This is a genomic window from Rhabdaerophilum calidifontis (genome assembly GCF_008641065.1).
GTDB lineage: Bacteria > Pseudomonadota > Alphaproteobacteria > Rhizobiales > Beijerinckiaceae > Rhabdaerophilum > Rhabdaerophilum calidifontis.
In genome coordinates, this window is record NZ_VTRS01000001.1 from 702,608 (window position 1) to 720,111 (window position 17,504).

The window sequence follows — 17,504 nt, forward strand, 5'->3', positions numbered from 1 at the left end:
AAAGTCTAAACCAATCGTGAAGGGTGGCGCGCGCGCCGTTCAGGTCGCGAAGCGGAAATGCAGCACGTCGCCATCCGCGACGACGTAATCCTTGCCTTCCAGCCGGAACTTCCCGGCCTCGCGTGCGCCGGCCTCGCCCTTGAACGCGACGTAATCGGGATAGGCGACGGTTTCGGCGCGGATGAAGCCCTTCTCGAAATCGGTGTGGATCACGCCCGCAGCCTGCGGCGCCCGCGTTCCGGCCTCGATGGTCCAGGAGCGGGCCTCCTTCGGGCCCACGGTGAAATAGGTGATGAGTCCGAGCAGCGCGTAGCCCTCACGGATGACGCGGTTCAGGCCGGGCTCGGCGAGGCCGATGGTGTCGAGATATTCGCGCTGCTCCTCAGCCGAGAGCACCGCGATCTCGCTCTCGATCTTGGCCGAGACGACCACCGCGCGCGCGCCCTCGGCCTTCGCGCGCTCGAACACGCGCGCCGAGAAGGCGTTGCCCTTGTCGGCCGAGTCTTCCTCGACATTGCAGACATAGAGGACCGGCTTCGATGTCAGCAGGCCGAGCTGCTCGAAGAGCTTGCGTTCGCCGGGCTTCACCTCGACAAGCCGCGCCGGCTTGCCCTCGCGCAGGAGCGTGAGTGCGCGGGACATAAGATCGAAAACCTCTTTCGCTTCCTTGTCCTGGCCCTTCGCTTTCTTCTCGACCGCGATGATGCGCTTCTCGAGGCTGTCGAGATCGGCGAGCATCAGTTCGGTTTCGATCGTCTCGATATCGGCGATCGGATCGATCTTGCCTTCGACATGGGTGATGTCGCTGTCCTCGAAGCAGCGCACGACATGGGCGATGGCATCGACCTCGCGGATATTGGCGAGGAACTGGTTGCCGAGCCCCTCGCCCTTCGAGGCGCCGCGCACCAGCCCAGCGATGTCGACGAAGGTGAGGCGCGTGGGGATGATCTCCTTCGAGCCGGCGATGGCGGCCAGGGCCTCGAGCCGCGGGTCGGGCACTGCCACGTCGCCGACATTGGGCTCGATGGTGCAGAACGGATAATTGGCGGCCTGCGCCGCCGCCGTCTGCGTCAGTGCGTTGAAGAGGGTCGATTTGCCAACATTGGGCAAGCCGACGATGCCGCATTTGAAGCCCATGGCGGTTCCGTTCGTTAAGGGGTTGCCGGGGAAAGGGGTTGGGGCCTTTTCAGCCGCGATCCGGTTCCTGTCCAGCCTTTTTCGCGGCTTTCGGCACCGGTTCCGCCGCACCGTGGCCGCGCGCCTCCATCAGCAGATGGACCTTGGACTGGAAATGGCCGGGCTCCGCGAGCAGGAGATCGGCATGGGCCGCGATCGCGGCGCAGAGATCCTCGACCCAGGGCGCCTCGCTCCGCGCGAAATCATTGAGCACGTAAGCCTGCACCTGCGCCTTGTCGCCCGGATGGCCGATGCCCAGCCGCACGCGCGGGTAATCGTTGCCGCAATGCTGGCTAATGGAGCGCAGGCCGTTATGGCCGGCATTGCCGCCCCCCGTCTTGAGCCGCAGCTTGGCCGGCGGCAGATCGAGCTCGTCATGGAAGACGATCACCCCGGCGAGCGGGATCTTGAAGAAGCGCATCGCCTCGCCGACCGCGCGGCCGCTTTCGTTCATGTAGGTCTCGGGCTTGAGCAGGATCGTCTTCGCCCCGCCGATCACGGCCTCCGCCGTCTGACCCTGGAAGCGGGCGCGCCAGGGCGTTCCGCGCCATTGGCGGTGGATGGCGTCGAGCGCCATGAAGCCGATATTGTGGCGGTTGCCGGCATAACGCTGGCCGGGATTGCCGAGGCCGACGAGGAGATGCATCGCTTCACCGCATGGAAACGGCCGCCGGGTGGTTGCCGGCGGCCGGGCTCAAGCCGGGCGGCGGAGGAGCGCTCAGGCGCCTTCAGCCTCGCCGTCCTCGTTCTTGGTCGCGGCGGTGCCGGCGATGGTCGCGATCGTGAAATCGCGATCCGAGATCACGGGCTTCGCGCCTTCGGGCAGCTTCACCGCCGAGATATGCAGCGAATCGCCGACCTTGGCCTCCGCGAGATCGACCGTGATCGAATCCGGGATCTTGTCCGCCGGCACGTTGAACTCCACCGCATGGCGGACGATGTTCAGCACGCCGCCCGCCTTGAGGCCGGGGCACTTGTCCTGGTTGATGAAATGCACCGGCACCTCGACGCGCACGGTCGCGCCTTCGCCGAGGCGAAGGAAATCGACATGCACGGGGAAGTCGCGCACCACGTCGAGCTGGTAATCGCGCGGGATGGCGCGGATCGTCTCGCCCTCGACATCGATCGCGAAGACGGTGGTGAGGAAATGGCCGGCATAGATCAGCCGGTTGGTTTCCTTGAAGTCGAGCGAGATCGAAACGGGCGCCTGGCCGCCGCCGTAGATGACGGCCGGAACGCGGCCCTCACGACGCACAGCACGGGCGGCCCCCTTGCCGACCCGCTCGCGGCGCGTGGCCGCAAGCTGCTTGATGGTGGACATCATTTTCTCCAAACGAAAACGGGGGCCGGCACCGCCCGGGCTGGGCGGCACGAACCCCGTGCTTCCGCCGCCAAGCCTCCAAGGGTGCCCGCGCGGCTGAGCGCGTATAGGGCAAACGGCCGGACGGAGCAAGAGCCGGGCCGGCGTGAGGCCGCGCCGCGTTCGAGGTCAGTCGAACAAACTCGACACGCTCTCCTCGCCCGCGGTGCGGCGGATCGCCTCGCCGAGCAGCGAGGCCACCGAGATGACGCGGATATTCTTGGCGACGCGCACCGCCTCGGTCGGTTGGATGGAATCGGTCAGCACCAGTTCCTTCAGCTTCGAGGCGGTGATGCGCGCCACCGCGCCGCCGGAGAGCACGCCATGGGTGATATAGGCCGAGACATCGGAGGCGCCCTTGGCGAGCAGGGCCTCGGCGGCGTTGCACAGCGTGCCGCCGGAATCGACGATATCGTCGACGAGGATGCAGGAATGCCCCTCGACATCGCCGATGATGTTCATCACCTCGGATTCGCCGGCGCGCGGGCGGCGCTTGTCGACGATCGCGAGCGGCGCGTTGATGCGGTTCGCCAGCGCGCGGGCGCGCACCACGCCGCCGACATCCGGGGAGACGACCGTCACCTTCTGGAGATCGAAGCGCGACCGGATATCCTGGACCATCACCGGCGCGCCGAAGAGATTGTCGACCGGAACGTCGAAGAACCCCTGGATCTGCGCGGCGTGGAGATCGAGCGTCAGCACCCTGTCGGCACCGGCCTCGGTGATGAGATTGGCGACGAGCTTCGCCGAGATCGGCGTGCGCGGCGCGGATTTCCGATCCTGCCGCGCATAACCGAAATAGGGCACCACCGCCGTGATGCGCTTGGCCGAGGAGCGGCGCAGCGCATCGGTGATGATGAGCAGCTCCATCAGGTGATCATTGGTCGGAAAGGAGGTCGACTGGATGACGAACACATCCTCGCCGCGGACGTTTTCTTGTATTTCGACAAAGATCTCCATGTCGGCGAAGCGCCGGACCTGGCACTTGGCCAGCGGCTGGCTGAGATAGGCGCCGATCGCCTCCGCAAGCGGACGGTTGGAATTGCCCGCGACGAGCTTGATCTGGTCCATGGCTGTCGGCTCTCCGCTTCCGGCCCCCCCCGGCGGCCGTCACGCCCTGCCAGTAGCGTGCGCGGCGTGGCGTTTCAACATGACAAGGGGGTGACACCACAGGGAAAGTGCAAGGCTGGCCCGGATGTGCCCCGCGGGGGGGATGCCTCTATTGCGCCTCGTCCTCGCTGCCGGGCGCGGCGGCGCCCGGCGCACCGGAAAGCCGGCGGAGCAGATCCGTCAGCCCCGCCTCCGCGATCTGCCGCATGGCCGCCTCGTCGAGCGCGCTCCAGGGCGTGCCGCCCGGCCGGTCGGAGGCGGCGGCGCCGTTCACGCGGGCGGCGCGGTTGCGGCCGTCGCCGGAGGCGTCGAGCACCCAGGTGAAACCGGCCTTGCCGTCGGCGGCGGTGTGGGCATCGAGATAGGCATTGACCCGCACCGCCTCGCCGGGGCTCGCGGCGGGAACGATCTCGAACCCGCGCCTGCGCGCCGCCTCGTCGAGCAGGATCTGGAATTTCTGCGCGGTCTCCGGCTGCGGGCCCTGCACCGAAATCACGGCGAACTTCATGCCGGCCGCGTTCGCCGGCGCGGTGGCGGTCATCGATTGTCCGGCGCAGCCCGCCAGCGCCAACGCGGCGAGCAACGGCGCCAGGATCGGCGGCATGAGCGGCGCGAGGCGCGAGCAGGGACGCATCGAAGACCCCGGAGGCACATTTCGTTAGGGCTTTATTAACCCTGCCGGAGGCGCGGCGGAAGAGCCGGGTCGCGTCGGGACCTCAGCATGGTAAACGCCGTTCAGCGGGCGGGGCAGTGATCGGCGCGACGCGGCAGTACGGCGAAGGTCTCGCCATCGACCGTGACGGCCGAGGCCGAGCCGCCATGGCTGGGGCCGGCGCAGCGATCCCGGCGCGCGCCGGTCTCGACGATCACGGTCGGGCCGGGCACCGGATGGCCGTGGCGATGATGGCCGTCCCGCGCGCCGTGGCGGGCACGGGGGCCGCCATCCTGTGCGGTGGCGGGCAGGATGGTGAGCGCGGCGAGCGCGAGACATCCAAGAACGAGGCGCATCGATCCCTCCAGGAGCAATGCGGGCACGATAACCCGGCAGGCGCTAAGGAATCGTGCCGGCGATCGCCGCGATTTCGAGGCAATCCGGTTATTCTTCGGTCAGCGCGGCGGGCAGGGGGTGGCCCCCGAATCCGCCGTGGCGAGCGGCCGGCCGTTGACGAAGACATGGCCCGCCCCGCCCGCGAGCGTGCCGCCGCATCCGGTGCGGCCGCCGAGGGTTGCCGCCGGGCGGCCGTCGATGAAGACGTTCGGGCTGCCTTCGATGCTGCCCCGATCGCCCTGGCGCATCGGCGGCCCCTATCGCAGCACGAGATCGAGATCGGGCGCGTTGATCGGCGTCGCGCCGCCGGTGCCGACGAGATAGGTGCGGCCAAGGCACATCGCGGTCTCGGTCTCGGAATCCATCAGGATCATATGGGCGAACAGCACCATGCCCGGTTCGAGGATCCACGGATTGTCGGCGTAGAACATCGGCCAGTCCATCCATGAGGGCGTGAATTTCGCTCCGAGCGAATAGCCGCAGGCATTGAGCCGGTGCGCGGCGAGGCCGTGTTCGTCAAGGATCCGGGCATGGGCGGCGAAGATGTCGCCCGCCATCCGGCCCGGCCGCATCGCCGCCTGGCAGGCATCGAGCGCGGCGCGCGCCGCCTCGTGATAGGCGAGATGCAAGGGCCGCGGCCGGCCGACGACATGGGTGCGCATGATCGCGGCGTGGTAATGGCGGAAGCTGCCGGCGAATTCGAGCGTGATCTGGTCGTCGCGGTCGAGCACGCGCCGCCCGCTCTTGTAGCGGCAGAGCAACGCATCGGCGCCGGAGCCGATGATGAATTCGTTCGCGGGGTAATCGCCGCCGGCGGCGAAGATCGCGGCGTGCTGGGCGGCGAGGATCTCGCCCTCGTCGGCCCCGGCGCGCAGTGCGGCGATTGCCGCCTGGTCGGCGCGATCGGAGAGCCGCGCCGCTTCGCGGACATAGACCAGTTCCTCCGGCGATTTCACGGCGCGCAAGGCGGTGACGATCGCCGAGGCATCGACGAGGGTCGCGAAATCCGCGAAGGCGGCTTCCAGCCGGCGCCCATTGGCATGGACAAGGCCGTAGCTCTCGAATTCGCAGCCGATGCGCCGGCCGGCGAGGTCCATCCGGGTCGCAAGCGCCCGCAGGTCGCGCGCGGGGTCGGCGGCGGCGCCGTCCCGCCAGATCTCAATCTCGGGGATGTTCGAGGTGCGCTGCGCCTGGCGGAGATCGGCGGAACGGGTCAGGAGCGCCATGCGCCCATCGCCCGTGAAGATCAGGCACTGGAAGAAGCAGAATCCGAAGGTGTCGTAGCCGGTGAGCCAGTACATGCTCTCCTGCTGGAACAGGAACAGGGCGTCGAGCCGCCCCTCCTCCATCCGGGTCTGCAGCGCGGCGCGGCGGCGGGCGAATTCATCGGGCGAGAAATGCAGGGCCATCGGCGCTCCGGCGCGGCGGAATCATGTTCGAGGATCATCGGCCGGTGGGCCGCAAAAGCAAGGACCCCGCTTCCGTGCGGTTCGGAAGCGGGGCGGCCAGGGAGCCGGCGGGCAGCGGGAGGGGAGCGGCGCCCTGGCGGAAGCGTCATTCGCAGACGGTGCGGCGAACGATGACGAAGCGACCGCGGTAATCGTCCCAGACGCGTTCGCGGACACGGTAGCAATCCGGGCCGACGGCGGCCGGGGCGTAATAATAGCCCGGCGCGGCATGGACCGAGCCGGCGGCGATCGCGGTGCCGACGATTGCGCCGCCGATCAGCCCGGCGGCGAGCCAGCCGTTGCGGCCATAGCGCGCCTCGGCGGCGGGGGCGAAGGCGACCGCCAGCGTCAGGGCGGCGGCGGTGGCGGCGAGGGTCTTCTTGAAGCTGGTCATCGGAGGCATCCTTGGGTCTGGGGTCTGGGGTCTGGGGTCTTGGGAGGCTTGGGTCTCGGCATCCTCGGCGGGGCGTGTTCCCGCCGCTTTCTGTCTCGGCGATGGGGAGAAGCTATCCCGTGCCTCCGCCTGCCGCCGTGCGCTCGCGCACAGGGCGGAGGCATCGTGCTTTTCGTTGCCGTTTCGGCCCGAATCCCTATTTCTCGGCTGCGATGACGCCCCGCTTTCCCCCGATTGACGCCCCCGACCCGGAGATCCCCGATCCGGATGAGCCCGAGGATTCCGCCGAGGCCGGGCCGGAGACCCCGCCCGCGCCGCCCGTCGAGATCGAGGCGACGCCGCAGCGGCTTGCGACCGGCATGGCGGTGATCCGCGCCTGCTGGGAAACCCTGCCGGGCTCGCCCGGCGTCTACCGGATGATCGCGGGCGACGGCGAGGTGCTCTATGTCGGCAAGGCGCGCAGCCTGAAGGCCCGCGTCGCCTCCTATGCGCGGGGCGATGCGCCCAATAACCGCATCGCGCGCATGATCGCCGAGACGGCGGCGATGGAATTCGTCACAACGACGACCGAGACCGAGGCGCTGCTGCTCGAAACCAATCTGATCAAGCAGCTCAAGCCGCGCTACAACGTGCTGATGCGGGACGACAAGTCGTTCCCCTATATCCTCATCACCGGTGACCATGCTGCGCCGCAGATCCTGAAGCATCGCGGCGCGCGCAACCGCAAGGGCAGTTATTTCGGCCCCTTCGCCTCGGCCGGCGCGGTCAACCGCACGCTGAACGCGCTCCAGCGCGCCTTCCTGATCCGCACCTGCTCCGACAGCTATTACGAGAACCGCACGCGGCCCTGCCTGCTGTTCCAGATCAAGCGCTGCGCCGCGCCCTGCACCGGCGAGATCGGCCTTGCCGATTACGCCCGGCTCGTCGACGAGGCGAAGGCGTTCCTTTCCGGCACGTCCGGCACGATCCGCGAGCGGCTCGGCGCCGAGATGCACGCGGCGGCCGAGCGGCTCGATTTCGAGGCCGCGGCCCGCTATCGCGACCGGCTCGCCGGGCTCTCCGCCGTCACGGCGAGCCAGGACATCAATCCCGGCACGGTCGAGGAGGCGGATGTCTTCGCGATTCATGCCGAGGCGGGGCAGAGCTGCGTCGAAGTGTTCTTTTTCCGCACCGGGCAGAACTGGGGCAACCGCGCCTTCTTCCCGCGCGCCGACCGGGCGATGGCGCCGGCGGAAATCCTCGATGGCTTCGTCGCGCAATTCTACGATTCCCGCCCCGCGCCGCGGCTCATCCTGCTCTCCGAGGCGATCGAGAACCATGCACTGCTCGCCCGCGCGCTTTCGGACCGTGCCGGGCACCGGGTCGAGATCCTGAGCCCGAAGCGCGGCGAGAAACGCGGCCTTGTCGAGCATGCGCTGACCAATGCCCGCGAGGCGCTGGGGCGGCGGCTCTCCGAATCCGCGAGCCAGCAGCGGCTGCTCGAAGGGGTCGCGCGGGCATTCGGCCTCGCCGCCCCGCCGCGCCGCATCGATGTGTTCGACAATTCCCACATCATGGGCACCAATGCCGTCGGGGCGATGATCGTCGCCGGGCCGCGCGGCTTCTCGAAGACGCATTACCGCAGCTTCAATATCCGCTCGGAGGAGCTCGTTCCCGGCGACGATTACGGCATGATGCGCGAGGTGATGCGGCGGCGCTTCTCGCGGCTGCTCAAGGAGGCGCCGCGCCCGGAGACGCTCGAGGATCCCGAGGCGCTGCCGCAATGGCCCGATCTCGTGCTGATCGACGGCGGCAAGGGGCAGCTCGAAGCCGTGCGCGGCGTGCTGGCCGAACTCGGCATCACCGATGTTCCGCTGGTCGCAATCGCCAAGGGGCCGGACCGCGATGCCGGACGGGAAGGCTTCTTCCTGCCCGATCGTCCGGTCTTCCGTCTGCCGCCGCGTGACCCGACCCTGTATTTCATCCAGCGGCTGCGCGACGAGGCGCATCGCTTCGCCATCGGCACCCACCGGGCGCGGCGCAAGCGCGAGATGGGGAAGAACCCGCTCGACGAGATCCCCGGCATCGGCCCGGCCCGCAAGCGGGCGCTGCTGCTGCATTTCGGCACCGCCAAGGCCGTCAGCCGCGCCAGCGAGGCGGATCTTGCGCGGGTCGCCGGGGTCAACGCCGCCACGGCCAAGCTCGTCTACGACTTCTTCCACGAAAAGGGGAATTGACGCGAACGCCCGGCCCCGCTGCGGCTGCGCATGCTTGACCCGCCCCCTTGACCCGGCCCCCCCGGCATGATGGTTAGACCCATGACAGAGAGCGTGCCGGAGAGCCCCAGCGGGCGCGTCGGCCCCGGCCCGATCCGCCGGGGGCGGCGCCGGATTGCCATCGCGCTGCCCAATCTGCTGACCTATGGCCGCATCGCGGCGATCCCGCTGATCGTCGCCATCCTGTTCTGGCCGCTCGATCCGGTGATGCGCTGGTGGGCGCTCGGGCTTTATGTCGTTGCCGGCATCACCGATTATCTCGACGGCTATCTCGCCCGCGCCTATGCGCAGCAGAGTTCGCTTGGCCGGATGCTCGACCCGATCGCCGACAAGCTGCTGATTGCCGCCTGCCTGCTGATGCTGGTGGCGGACGGGACGATCCGCTCCTGGTCGCTCTGGGCGGCGATCGTCATCCTCAGCCGCGAGATCCTGGTCTCGGGCCTGCGGGAATTCCTCGCCGAGGTGAAGATCTCCGTGCCGGTCTCGCGGCTCGCGAAATGGAAGACGGCGGCGCAGCTCGTGTCTGTCGGGTTCCTGATCGCGGGGCCGGCGGGCGATGCGCTGCTGCCCGCCGGCTGGACGCGGTTCATCGGGCTCGCGCTGCTCTGGATCGCGGCGATCCTCACCATAATTACCGGCTACGATTACATGAAGGCGTCAGTGCGCCACCTCGTCGAAGAGGATTGAACGGCGCCTGCCATGGCAGGGCCGCCACCGGGAGGGATGCGATGCGGGTTGTCTATTTCGCCTGGCTGCGCGAGCGGGTCGGCCGGCCGGAGGAGGAGATCGTCTTCCCGCCCGAGGTGACGACTGTCGCCGACGCGCTGCGTCACCTCGCGGGGCGCGGCGAGGAATATGCCTATGCCTTCGAGAATCCGGGCATCATCCGCGCCGCGCTCGACAAGCGCCATGTCCGGCCCGAGGCGCCCATCGCCGGGGCCGCGGAACTCGCCTTCTTTCCGCCGATGACGGGGGGCTGAGCGTGTCCGAGGGCGCGATCTCCGTCCGGGTGCAGCGCGCGCCCTTCGATATCGGCGCCGAGATCGCCGCGCTCGCCGATGGGCGGACCGATATCGGCGGCGTCGTCACCTTCACCGGGCATTGCCGCGACGAGGGCGGCGTGCTCGCCGCGCTCGAACTCGAACATTACCCCGGCATGGCGGAGGCGGAGATCGCGCGCATCGCGCAGGAGGCGCTCGGCCGCTGGCCGGTGCTCGGCCTGCGTATCGTGCATCGCCACGGGGTGATCCGGCCCGGCGAGCCGATCGTGCTCGTGGCCGCGGCCGCCGCGCACCGCCAGGCGGCCTTCCTTGCGGCGGATTTCGTGATGGATTTCCTGAAATCCCGCGCGCCCTTCTGGAAGAAGGAGCACGGGCGGGATGGGAAAGCGGGCGATTGGGTCTCCGCGAAGGAGGCCGACGAGGCGGCGCTGCGGCGCTGGTGAGCCCGCGCCGCCTCCGGCAGCGGTCAGGCTGCGCCGATCTCGACGAGATAATCCTCCATCAGCGTGCGGCTGATATTCCCCGGCGTGAAGCGGTAGGGGCCGATCTCGGCGACCGGCGTCACCTCGGCAGCCGAGCCGGTGATGAAGCACTCGTTGAAGCCGGCAAGCTCCTCCGGCATGATGCGGCGCTCGACCACCTCCATGCCGCGCTTCCGCGCGAGATCGATGACCGAACGCCGCGTGATCCCGTCGAGGAAGCAATCGGCGAGCGGGGTGTGGATCTGGCCGTCCTTCGTGAAGAAGATGTTGGCGCCGGTGCATTCCGCGACCCGGCCCTGCCAGTCGAGCATCATCGCGTCGGCATAGCCGCGCTTTTCGGCGCGGTGCTTGGAGAGGGTGCAGATCATGTAAAGGCCGGCCGCCTTGGCATGGACCGGCGCGCAGGCGGGATCGGGGCGGCGATATTCGGCGATGTCGAGGCGGATGCCCTTCATCTTGGTGGCGGGATCGAACATCGAGGGCCAGGACCAGGTGGCGATCGCGACATGGATGCGGTTGTGCTGCGCCGAGACCGCCATCATCTCCGAGCCGCGAAAGGCGACCGGACGGACATATTGATCGCCCCCGCCGTTCAGTTCGACCACCTTCGCCTTGGCCGCCTCGATCACCTCGATCGAATAGGGGAATTCCATGTCCATCAGCTTCGCCGAGGCGATGAGGCGCTCGGTATGCTCGCGGCTCTTGTAGATCCTGCCCTTGTAGGCCCGCTCGCCCTCGAAGACGCAGGAGCCGTAATGCAGGCCATGCGTCAGGACATGGACCCGCGCGTCGCCCCAGGGGATGATCTCGCCGTTCATCCAGATGACGCCGTCGCGCTTGTCGAACGGAACGATGGCCGGGGCGGTCGACATGGTCTGTCCTTTCTTGCTGTCCGAACGCATGTTTCCTGCGCCTGGCGGGGCTTCGGCGCAAGGCGGCTGAGCATCGGTCCGGGCGGGGCACCCGCCGGGCAGGCGCGGGCCGGCAATGGCGACGCCGATCCTGCGCTGCCGCACGAACTTTCATTGCCCGTCAACCGGCTTGACGGGTAACAATCCATCTGAAATATGTCAACAACATTGACTTAAATGGCCGCGCCTCGCGTCGGCCGGATCCGCGGAAGATGCGAAAATCGACCCTCTCCCTCGTTGATGATCGGCCCATGCGGGGCGCGAATCACTCTGCGTCGGCGCCTGTTCCGCCGGATGGGCCGGATTTCGAGCTGATCGAGCTGCTGTTCTTCGCCTATCGCGATTTCGTCGGTGAGCCGGACCGGCTGCTGGCCCGGCACGGATTCGGCCGGGCGCATCACCGGGTGCTGCATTTCATCAACCGGCACCAGGGGCTAACGGTCGCGGAACTGCTCGATATTCTGGAGATCACCAAGCAGAGCCTCGCGCGTGTCCTCAAGGATCTCGTGCGCGGCGGTTTCGTCGAGCAGCGCGCCGGTGCGGAGGATCGCCGCCAGCGGCTGCTCTTTCTCACGCCGCGTGGTCAGGCGCTGGCGCAGGGCCTCGCCGGCATGCAGGGGGCGCGGATTGCGCGGGCGCTGGGCGCGACCGGCGCGGCGCATCGCCCCGTGATCGCCCGGTTTCTCGCCGAACTGATCGATTCCGAGCGCGGCGCGGAGGTGGCGACAGACCCCGCCGCGTCGTGATAGAGGCGCGGCCGGGGCGTTCCCGGCCCCATGGCGGAGACGGCGATGAGCATATCCCCACGCAAGGCCATGCCCAGCGACGAGGCACCACATATCCTCGTCGTCGATGACGACCAGCGCATCCGCACGCTGCTGCATCGCTTTCTCACCGAGAACGGCTACCGCGTGACGACCGCCGAGAATGCGCGCGAGGCGCGCGGGCGGCTCGAAGGGCTGGTCTTCGATCTCCTGGTGCTCGACGTGATGATGCCGGGCGAGAACGGGCTCGATCTCGCCCGCGCGCTGCGGGCGCATTCGCCGGTCCCCATCCTGATGCTGACCGCGCGGGCCGAGATCGACGATCGCATCGCCGGGCTGCAGACCGGCGCCGACGATTACATGACCAAGCCGTTCGACCCGCGCGAATTGCTGCTGCGCATCAGCTCGATCCTGCGCCGCGCGGCGCTGCCGCCGCAGCGGTCGGAGCAAGCGCCGGAAAGCATCCGGTTCGGGCCGTTCCATTTCCATCTCGCGCGCGGTGAATTGCGGCGCGAGGAGGAGCATGTCCGCATCACCGAGCGTGAGCGCGAGATGCTGCGCGCGCTTGCCGGCGCGCTCGGGGAGACCCTGCCGCGCGAGGCGCTGGCGGAGAACGGCACCGCCGCCAACGAGCGCACGATCGACGTGCAGATCAACCGCCTGCGCCGCAAGATCGAGGCGGACCCCTCCAATCCGCTCTATCTGCAGACCGTGCGCGGCATCGGCTACCGGCTGGTCATCGACCGATGACGGCACGGGTGCGCGGCCTTTCGGGTCTGGTGCGGGCGGGGGCCATGCTCTGGCGCATCCTGCGGGTGCTGACGGCCACGCTCGGGCGCGGCCTCGCGGCGCTCTGGCACGGCCTTGCCCGTCTCGCGACCCGGATTGCCGCCTTGCCGCCGGTCGCGCGCGCGCTGGCGCCTTTTGCGCGGGCGGAAGCGCGGCTGGGGCGCTGGATCAACCGCATGCTGCCCAAGCGGCTCTACACGCGGGCGCTGCTGATCGTGATCATCCCGGTCGTGCTGCTTCAGGCGGTTGTCGCCTATGTGTTCATGGAGCGGCACTGGCAGGCGGTGACGGCGCGGCTTTCGGCTTCGCTCACGCAGGATATCGCGGCGCTGATCGAGATCTACGAGAGCTTCCCCCAGGATGCCGAGGGGCGGGTTCTGGCCGCGATCGCGGAACGCCGGCTTGGACTCGATATCGACTTCCTGCCGCTCGAACCGCTGCCGCCGCCGGTGCAGAAGCCGTTTTTCGACATTCTCGATCAGGCCTTGTCGAGCGAATTGCGCCAGCGCGTGCGGCGGCCGTTCTGGCTCGACACGGTCGGCTCGTCCTCCATTCTCGAGATCCGCATCCTGCTCGATACCGCGATGATGCGCGTCATCGCGCGGCGCAGCCAGGCCTATGCCTCGAACTCGCACATCTTTCTCGCCTGGATGGCGGGCTCCTCGCTGGTGCTGGTCGGCGTGGCGGTCATTATCCTGCGCAACCAGATCCGGCCCATCCTGCGGCTCGCGGACGCGGCGGAGGATTTCGGCAAGGGCCGCGACGTTCAGTTCCGACCGCGCGGCGCGCGCGAGGTGCGCCGCGCCGGGCTCGCCTTTCTCGAAATGAAGAGCCGCATCGAGCGCGCGATCGAGCAGCGCACGACGATGCTCAACGGCGTGAGCCATGATCTGCGCACCATCCTCACGCGGTTCCGGCTTTCGCTGGCGCTGATCGAGCCGGGGCCGGAGGTCGAGGATCTGAAGCGCGACGTGGACGAGATGAGCAAGATGCTCGAAGCCTATCTCGCCTTCGCGCGCGGCGAGGCGGCGGAGAGCGCGGTGCCGACCGATATCCGCGCGCTGCTGGAAGTCTTCCGTGCCGATGCCGAGCGGAGCGGGCATTTCTGCACGCTCGCGGTGGATGGCGACCCGGTCGTGAGCGTGCGGCCGCAGGCGTTCCGGCGGCTGCTCGGCAATCTCGTTGCCAATGCCGCGCGCTATGGCGACCGGATCGAGATCCGCGCCGTGCATGACGAGCGCTTCCTGACGGTGACGGTGGACGATGATGGCCCCGGCATTCCCGAGGAAAGCCGGGAGGAGGTGTTCCGCCCCTTCCTGCGCCTCGATGCCGCGCGCAACCAGGACCATGCCGGAACGGGGCTCGGGCTCGCCATCGCCCGCGACATCGCGCGCGGGCATGGCGGGGATATCGTGCTGGAGGACGCGCCGCTCGGCGGCTTGCGGGCGCGGGTCAAGGTGCCGGCCTAGGGCATTTCCCGATCAGGCGGATGCCGGTAACCGAAAGATTGGCGTGAGGAGATGCGGGCCGCGCGGGCGGACCCCGCGCTAGAACAGCTTCCCGCCATCCGGAACCGGGCGCTCGGGCATCACCAGAACCACCTCGCCGTTCGCATCGGGGAAGCCGAGCGTGAGCACCTCGGACATGAACCTGCCGATCTGGCGCGGGGGAAAGTTGACCACCGCCGCCACCTGCCGCCCGACCAGGGATTCCGGTGTGTAATGCCGGGTGATCTGCGCCGAGGAGCGCTTGACGCCCAGCGGACCGAAATCGATCGTGAGCTTGAAGGCGGGCTTGTGCGCCTCGGGGAAGGGCTCGACGGCGCGGATCGTTCCGACGCGGATATCGAGCTTGAGGAAATCGTCGAAGGCGATCGGCGCGCGCGGCGCCGGGTCGTTGCGATGCATGGCCCAGCGGTCCGGGCGGTCAGGCGGCGTCCGGCGCCGCGTCTCGGCGCGTTTCCCGCGATGCGCGCGCCGCGCGGCAGAAGCCCCGGAACGGGGCCAGCAACCGGTTGACACCCTCGGCGCGGCGGAGCATCCATTCGCCGCGCTTCAATTCGCGGTCGAGCGCTGCCATGGTGCGGGGCAGGGTCGCATCTTCCTCGTCGAGGAAGACGGGGAAGGCGCGCGCAGCCACCAGCACCGCGCCCTGCACGCGCAGCATGCCGAGCGGGCCCTCGGTATCGATGCCGACCGAGGTGAGAAGGTAGCGCCAGGAATTGAGCGCCTGCTGGTTCAGCGCCGCAAGCCCGAGGAGATCGTCGCGGAACGCGCGCGAAATCTCCCGCAGCGCGGCCCGATAGGGCAGGAGCGCGTCGAACCGCCGCATCATCAGATCGAGCACCCGGTCGCGCGCTTCGGCATCGGCGAGATCCTCTGGCCGGCCTTCGAGCACGATCCGGTCGATGCGGCGGATGAAGGCGCCAAGGATCGCGCCCTTCGAGGGGAAGAGATCACGCAGATCGGCGAGACCGAGCCCTGCCTTCTCGGCGATCATGTCGAGGCGGATCTCGGACCAGCGCATCTCCGCGGCGAGCGCCATCAGCGCATCGACCGCGCGGGCGCGTGGATCGCCGGCGGGCTTCGTGTCCGGGCTGTCGGGGGAACCGGCCTTGCGTGCCATGAGACGTCTCCTTCGCGGATCGCAATCCTTAAGCTAAGCCGCAATCCCGGCGGCACAAGGGCAAACCCGTGCCGGCCCGGAAAACCGTTCAGCCGGACAGCGCGCGCGCCCGGTCACGCGCGGCGGTGACGGCGCGGATCATCAGCGGCTCCAGCCCGTCCTTGGCCATCAGATGCTCGAGCGCCGCCGCCGTGGTGCCGCCGGGCGAGGTGACGTTCTGCCGCAGCACCGCCGGGCTCGCATCGGGTTCGAGGAACATCAGCTCGCCCGCGCCCTCGACGGTCGCGCGTGCGAGCCGCATCGCGAGATCGGCGGGAAGGCCGAGCGTCTCGCCGGCGCGGGCGAGACATTCCGTGAGGTGGAAGACATAGGCCGGGCCGGAGCCGGAGACCGCCGTCACCGCGTCGATGAGCGCCTCGGCATCGACCCATTCGACGCGGCCGGTAGTGGCGAGCAGGCGCTGGACGGCGGCCCGGTCGGGCGCGGCAAGCGCGGCGGTCGCGAAGGCGCCGGTGATGCCGCGGCCGATCGCCGCCGGCGTGTTCGGCATGGCGCGGACGAACCTCGTCGCGCCCGGCAGCCGCGCCCGCAGATCGGCGATGCGCTTGCCGGCGAGGATCGAGACGACGATCGTTTCCGGCCCGACATGGGCGGCGAGGGCGCCGGCGGCGGCATCAAGCGCCTGCGGCTTGATCGCGAGGAGCAGCAGTCCCGCCGGCGCGACATGCGCCGGGTTGAGCGCGAATCCCGTCGCCGCGGCCTCGCCGCGCAGGGTTTCAGACGGGTTGGGATCGATCACCGTGATCGTGGCGGCGGGCCAGCCGGCGGCGAGCGCGCCCCGGAGCAGGGCGCCGCCCATCTTGCCGGCACCAAAAATCGTGAGGGACGGGAAGTCAGGCATGGTCATCCGATCCGGCATCGTTCGGCTTCAGGCTTCGCCCGCCGTCTCGAACATGGCCGTATCCAGCGCTTCGGCGGCGCTCTTGCCGGCCCAGACGACGAACTGGAAGGCCTGATAATAGCGCTCACAAGCCTCGACGGCGATCGTCATTGCCGCTTCGCATTGGTCGGGCGAGGGGTCGGCACCGCCAGCGAGGAGCAGCGCATGGCGGAACATCACGGCGCTCTCGCTTGTCCAGAAATCGAAATGGCCGACCCACATCTGCTCGTTGAGCTTGGCGATCAGCTGCACCACTTCGGCGCGGCGGCGTTCGGGAACCTTGAGGTCGAAGGCGCAGGCAAGGTGCAGCGCCTCCATTTCCGAAAGCCAGGTGAAGCTCAGATGGTAGTCGCACCAGCGACCGGTGACCGAGATCGAGATCTCGTCCTGATCGTCGCGTTCGAAGGACCAGCCGTGGCGGGTGGCGATCTGCTCGATCACGTCGACGGGATTGTCGGAAGCGGGGATGTCACGGTCGACCAAGGTCATCTATCGCGCCTGTTCTCGTCGTCTACGCCGAACCGGACTGCGCTTTTCGGGAATGACCGACCGTCGCGCCGCGAGGCACGCGCCGGGAATACCCGTCCATCGCTTGAACCGGGAACGCCACGCTTACCGGGACCGGCCCGCCTTTCGGCGCGCATGGTCGGACGCGGACTTTTTCGCGCCCGGCCGGCAACCGGAGGGCGCGAATCACCCTGCAACGAACCTAGCATGGCCAGATTCGAGCTGTCGCCCGCTTTGTTGGAACGGATTTGCGACATTTAAGGCGCGGGACCGGACCTCGCGGCCCGATGACCGGAAGGTCAGCGTCGGAACGGACGTTCGGGGATTCGGGGCGGCGCCACAACCGCCCGATGCCTGCCATCCCCCGGTCTTCGGCGCTGTCCACAGGCAAGGCGCCGGGAGGCTTGCCGGCTCACTTCCTGGTTGCGGCCTCCAGCGCCGCGAGGCGTTCGGCGAGGCGCTCGTTCTCGTCGCGCGCGGCGATCGCCATCTGCCGGACGGTCTCGAATTCGTCGCGGGTGACGAATTCGCTGTCGGCGAGGATGCGTTCGATCTGGCTGCGGAGGAAGGAATCCGCCTCCTTGCGCGCGCCTTCCGCAAGGCCGACGGCGCCGGTCATCACACGGGAGAGTTCATCGAGCAGGCGGGTCGGAGGTTCACGCATGGGCATTCCTGAGAGGCTGGCGCGCGGCTG

General features: G+C 68.7%; 22 protein-coding genes. 7 read left to right on the forward strand and 15 right to left on the reverse strand.

Annotated features, from left to right (window positions below):
- Window positions 1-39: 39 nt before the first annotated feature.
- From ychF to FWJ24_RS03435, 9 genes are all read right to left on the reverse strand, one after another.
- Complete coding sequence (ychF, locus tag FWJ24_RS03395) at window positions 40-1,137, reverse strand: redox-regulated ATPase YchF (RefSeq protein ID WP_150286350.1); 1,098 nt, start codon at window positions 1,135-1,137, stop codon at window positions 40-42.
- Window positions 1,138-1,186: 49 nt separating this feature from the next.
- Window positions 1,187-1,822 carry an aminoacyl-tRNA hydrolase gene (pth, locus tag FWJ24_RS03400; protein WP_150286351.1) on the reverse strand — a complete coding sequence of 212 codons (636 nt, stop codon included), beginning with the start codon at window positions 1,820-1,822 and terminating at the stop codon, window positions 1,187-1,189.
- 72 nt (window positions 1,823-1,894) lie between these two features.
- On the reverse strand, window positions 1,895-2,497 hold the full coding sequence (locus FWJ24_RS03405) for a 50S ribosomal protein L25/general stress protein Ctc (RefSeq protein ID WP_150286352.1): 603 nt from the start codon (window positions 2,495-2,497) through the stop codon (window positions 1,895-1,897).
- A gap of 168 nt (window positions 2,498-2,665) precedes the next feature.
- On the reverse strand, window positions 2,666-3,607 hold the full coding sequence (locus FWJ24_RS03410; RefSeq protein ID WP_150286353.1) for a ribose-phosphate pyrophosphokinase: 942 nt from the start codon (window positions 3,605-3,607) through the stop codon (window positions 2,666-2,668).
- Window positions 3,608-3,755: 148 nt separating this feature from the next.
- Window positions 3,756-4,280: a hypothetical protein gene (locus FWJ24_RS03415; RefSeq protein WP_150286354.1), complete on the reverse strand. Its 525-nt coding sequence runs from the start codon at window positions 4,278-4,280 to the stop codon at window positions 3,756-3,758.
- A 101-nt stretch (window positions 4,281-4,381) separates the two neighbouring features.
- On the reverse strand, window positions 4,382-4,654 hold the full coding sequence (locus tag FWJ24_RS03420; RefSeq protein WP_150286355.1) for a hypothetical protein: 273 nt from the start codon (window positions 4,652-4,654) through the stop codon (window positions 4,382-4,384).
- A 99-nt stretch (window positions 4,655-4,753) separates the two neighbouring features.
- Window positions 4,754-4,942, reverse strand: coding sequence for a PAAR domain-containing protein (locus tag FWJ24_RS03425; protein WP_150286356.1), 189 nt, complete (start codon window positions 4,940-4,942; stop codon window positions 4,754-4,756).
- 9 nt (window positions 4,943-4,951) lie between these two features.
- Entirely contained in the window at window positions 4,952-6,103 is a 1,152-nt protein-coding gene (locus FWJ24_RS03430) for a M24 family metallopeptidase (RefSeq protein WP_150286357.1), read from the reverse strand.
- 145 nt (window positions 6,104-6,248) lie between these two features.
- Window positions 6,249-6,536, reverse strand: a complete 288-nt coding sequence (locus tag FWJ24_RS03435) for a hypothetical protein (protein ID WP_150286358.1) — start codon at window positions 6,534-6,536, stop codon at window positions 6,249-6,251.
- A gap of 212 nt (window positions 6,537-6,748) precedes the next feature.
- On the opposite strand from FWJ24_RS03435, the gene uvrC reads away from it, so the two are divergent.
- From uvrC to FWJ24_RS03455, 4 genes are all read left to right on the forward strand, one after another.
- Window positions 6,749-8,752, forward strand: a complete 2,004-nt coding sequence (gene uvrC / locus FWJ24_RS03440; protein ID WP_150286359.1) for an excinuclease ABC subunit UvrC — start codon at window positions 6,749-6,751, stop codon at window positions 8,750-8,752.
- 81 nt (window positions 8,753-8,833) lie between these two features.
- Complete coding sequence (gene pgsA, locus FWJ24_RS03445) at window positions 8,834-9,478, forward strand: CDP-diacylglycerol--glycerol-3-phosphate 3-phosphatidyltransferase (RefSeq protein ID WP_150286360.1); 645 nt, start codon at window positions 8,834-8,836, stop codon at window positions 9,476-9,478.
- A 41-nt stretch (window positions 9,479-9,519) separates the two neighbouring features.
- Window positions 9,520-9,771, forward strand: a complete 252-nt coding sequence (moaD, locus tag FWJ24_RS03450) for a molybdopterin converting factor subunit 1 (protein ID WP_150286361.1) — start codon at window positions 9,520-9,522, stop codon at window positions 9,769-9,771.
- A 2-nt stretch (window positions 9,772-9,773) separates the two neighbouring features.
- On the forward strand, window positions 9,774-10,235 hold the full coding sequence (locus tag FWJ24_RS03455; protein ID WP_150286362.1) for a molybdenum cofactor biosynthesis protein MoaE: 462 nt from the start codon (window positions 9,774-9,776) through the stop codon (window positions 10,233-10,235).
- A gap of 23 nt (window positions 10,236-10,258) precedes the next feature.
- Here the strand turns inward: FWJ24_RS03455 and FWJ24_RS03460 are convergent, their stop codons facing one another.
- Window positions 10,259-11,146, reverse strand: a complete 888-nt coding sequence (locus FWJ24_RS03460) for a branched-chain amino acid aminotransferase (protein ID WP_150286363.1) — start codon at window positions 11,144-11,146, stop codon at window positions 10,259-10,261.
- 290 nt (window positions 11,147-11,436) lie between these two features.
- Between FWJ24_RS03460 and FWJ24_RS03465 the strand changes: the two genes are divergently transcribed.
- From FWJ24_RS03465 to FWJ24_RS03475, 3 genes are read left to right on the forward strand one after another with little or no spacing between them, the layout of a single operon-like run.
- The gene (locus tag FWJ24_RS03465; protein ID WP_246155489.1) at window positions 11,437-11,931 is read left to right on the forward strand and encodes a MarR family winged helix-turn-helix transcriptional regulator; all 495 of its coding nucleotides are present in this window, start codon (window positions 11,437-11,439) and stop codon (window positions 11,929-11,931) included.
- Between the two features lie 45 nt (window positions 11,932-11,976).
- Window positions 11,977-12,699 (forward strand): response regulator, encoded by a 723-nt coding sequence (locus FWJ24_RS03470; protein ID WP_246155491.1) that lies wholly within the window; start codon window positions 11,977-11,979, stop codon window positions 12,697-12,699.
- 44 nt (window positions 12,700-12,743) lie between these two features.
- Window positions 12,744-14,207, forward strand: a complete 1,464-nt coding sequence (locus FWJ24_RS03475) for an ATP-binding protein (protein ID WP_150286366.1) — start codon at window positions 12,744-12,746, stop codon at window positions 14,205-14,207.
- Window positions 14,208-14,285: 78 nt separating this feature from the next.
- Here the strand turns inward: FWJ24_RS03475 and FWJ24_RS03480 are convergent, their stop codons facing one another.
- The 5 genes from FWJ24_RS03480 to FWJ24_RS03500 all read right to left on the reverse strand — a co-directional run bounded on the left by FWJ24_RS03480 (window position 14,286) and on the right by FWJ24_RS03500 (window position 17,474).
- Window positions 14,286-14,645 carry a tRNA-binding protein gene (locus FWJ24_RS03480; protein ID WP_150286367.1) on the reverse strand — a complete coding sequence of 120 codons (360 nt, stop codon included), beginning with the start codon at window positions 14,643-14,645 and terminating at the stop codon, window positions 14,286-14,288.
- A 19-nt stretch (window positions 14,646-14,664) separates the two neighbouring features.
- Complete coding sequence (locus FWJ24_RS03485; RefSeq protein ID WP_150286368.1) at window positions 14,665-15,363, reverse strand: ubiquinone biosynthesis protein COQ9; 699 nt, start codon at window positions 15,361-15,363, stop codon at window positions 14,665-14,667.
- Between the two features lie 88 nt (window positions 15,364-15,451).
- Complete coding sequence (gene proC, locus FWJ24_RS03490) at window positions 15,452-16,270, reverse strand: pyrroline-5-carboxylate reductase (protein WP_150286369.1); 819 nt, start codon at window positions 16,268-16,270, stop codon at window positions 15,452-15,454.
- A 21-nt stretch (window positions 16,271-16,291) separates the two neighbouring features.
- Window positions 16,292-16,792 carry a type III secretion system chaperone family protein gene (locus tag FWJ24_RS03495; RefSeq protein WP_150286370.1) on the reverse strand — a complete coding sequence of 167 codons (501 nt, stop codon included), beginning with the start codon at window positions 16,790-16,792 and terminating at the stop codon, window positions 16,292-16,294.
- Window positions 16,793-17,222: 430 nt separating this feature from the next.
- A complete protein-coding gene (locus tag FWJ24_RS03500; RefSeq protein WP_150286371.1) occupies window positions 17,223-17,474 on the reverse strand; it encodes an accessory factor UbiK family protein in 252 nt (83 codons plus the stop codon).
- Window positions 17,475-17,504 lie beyond the last annotated feature (30 nt).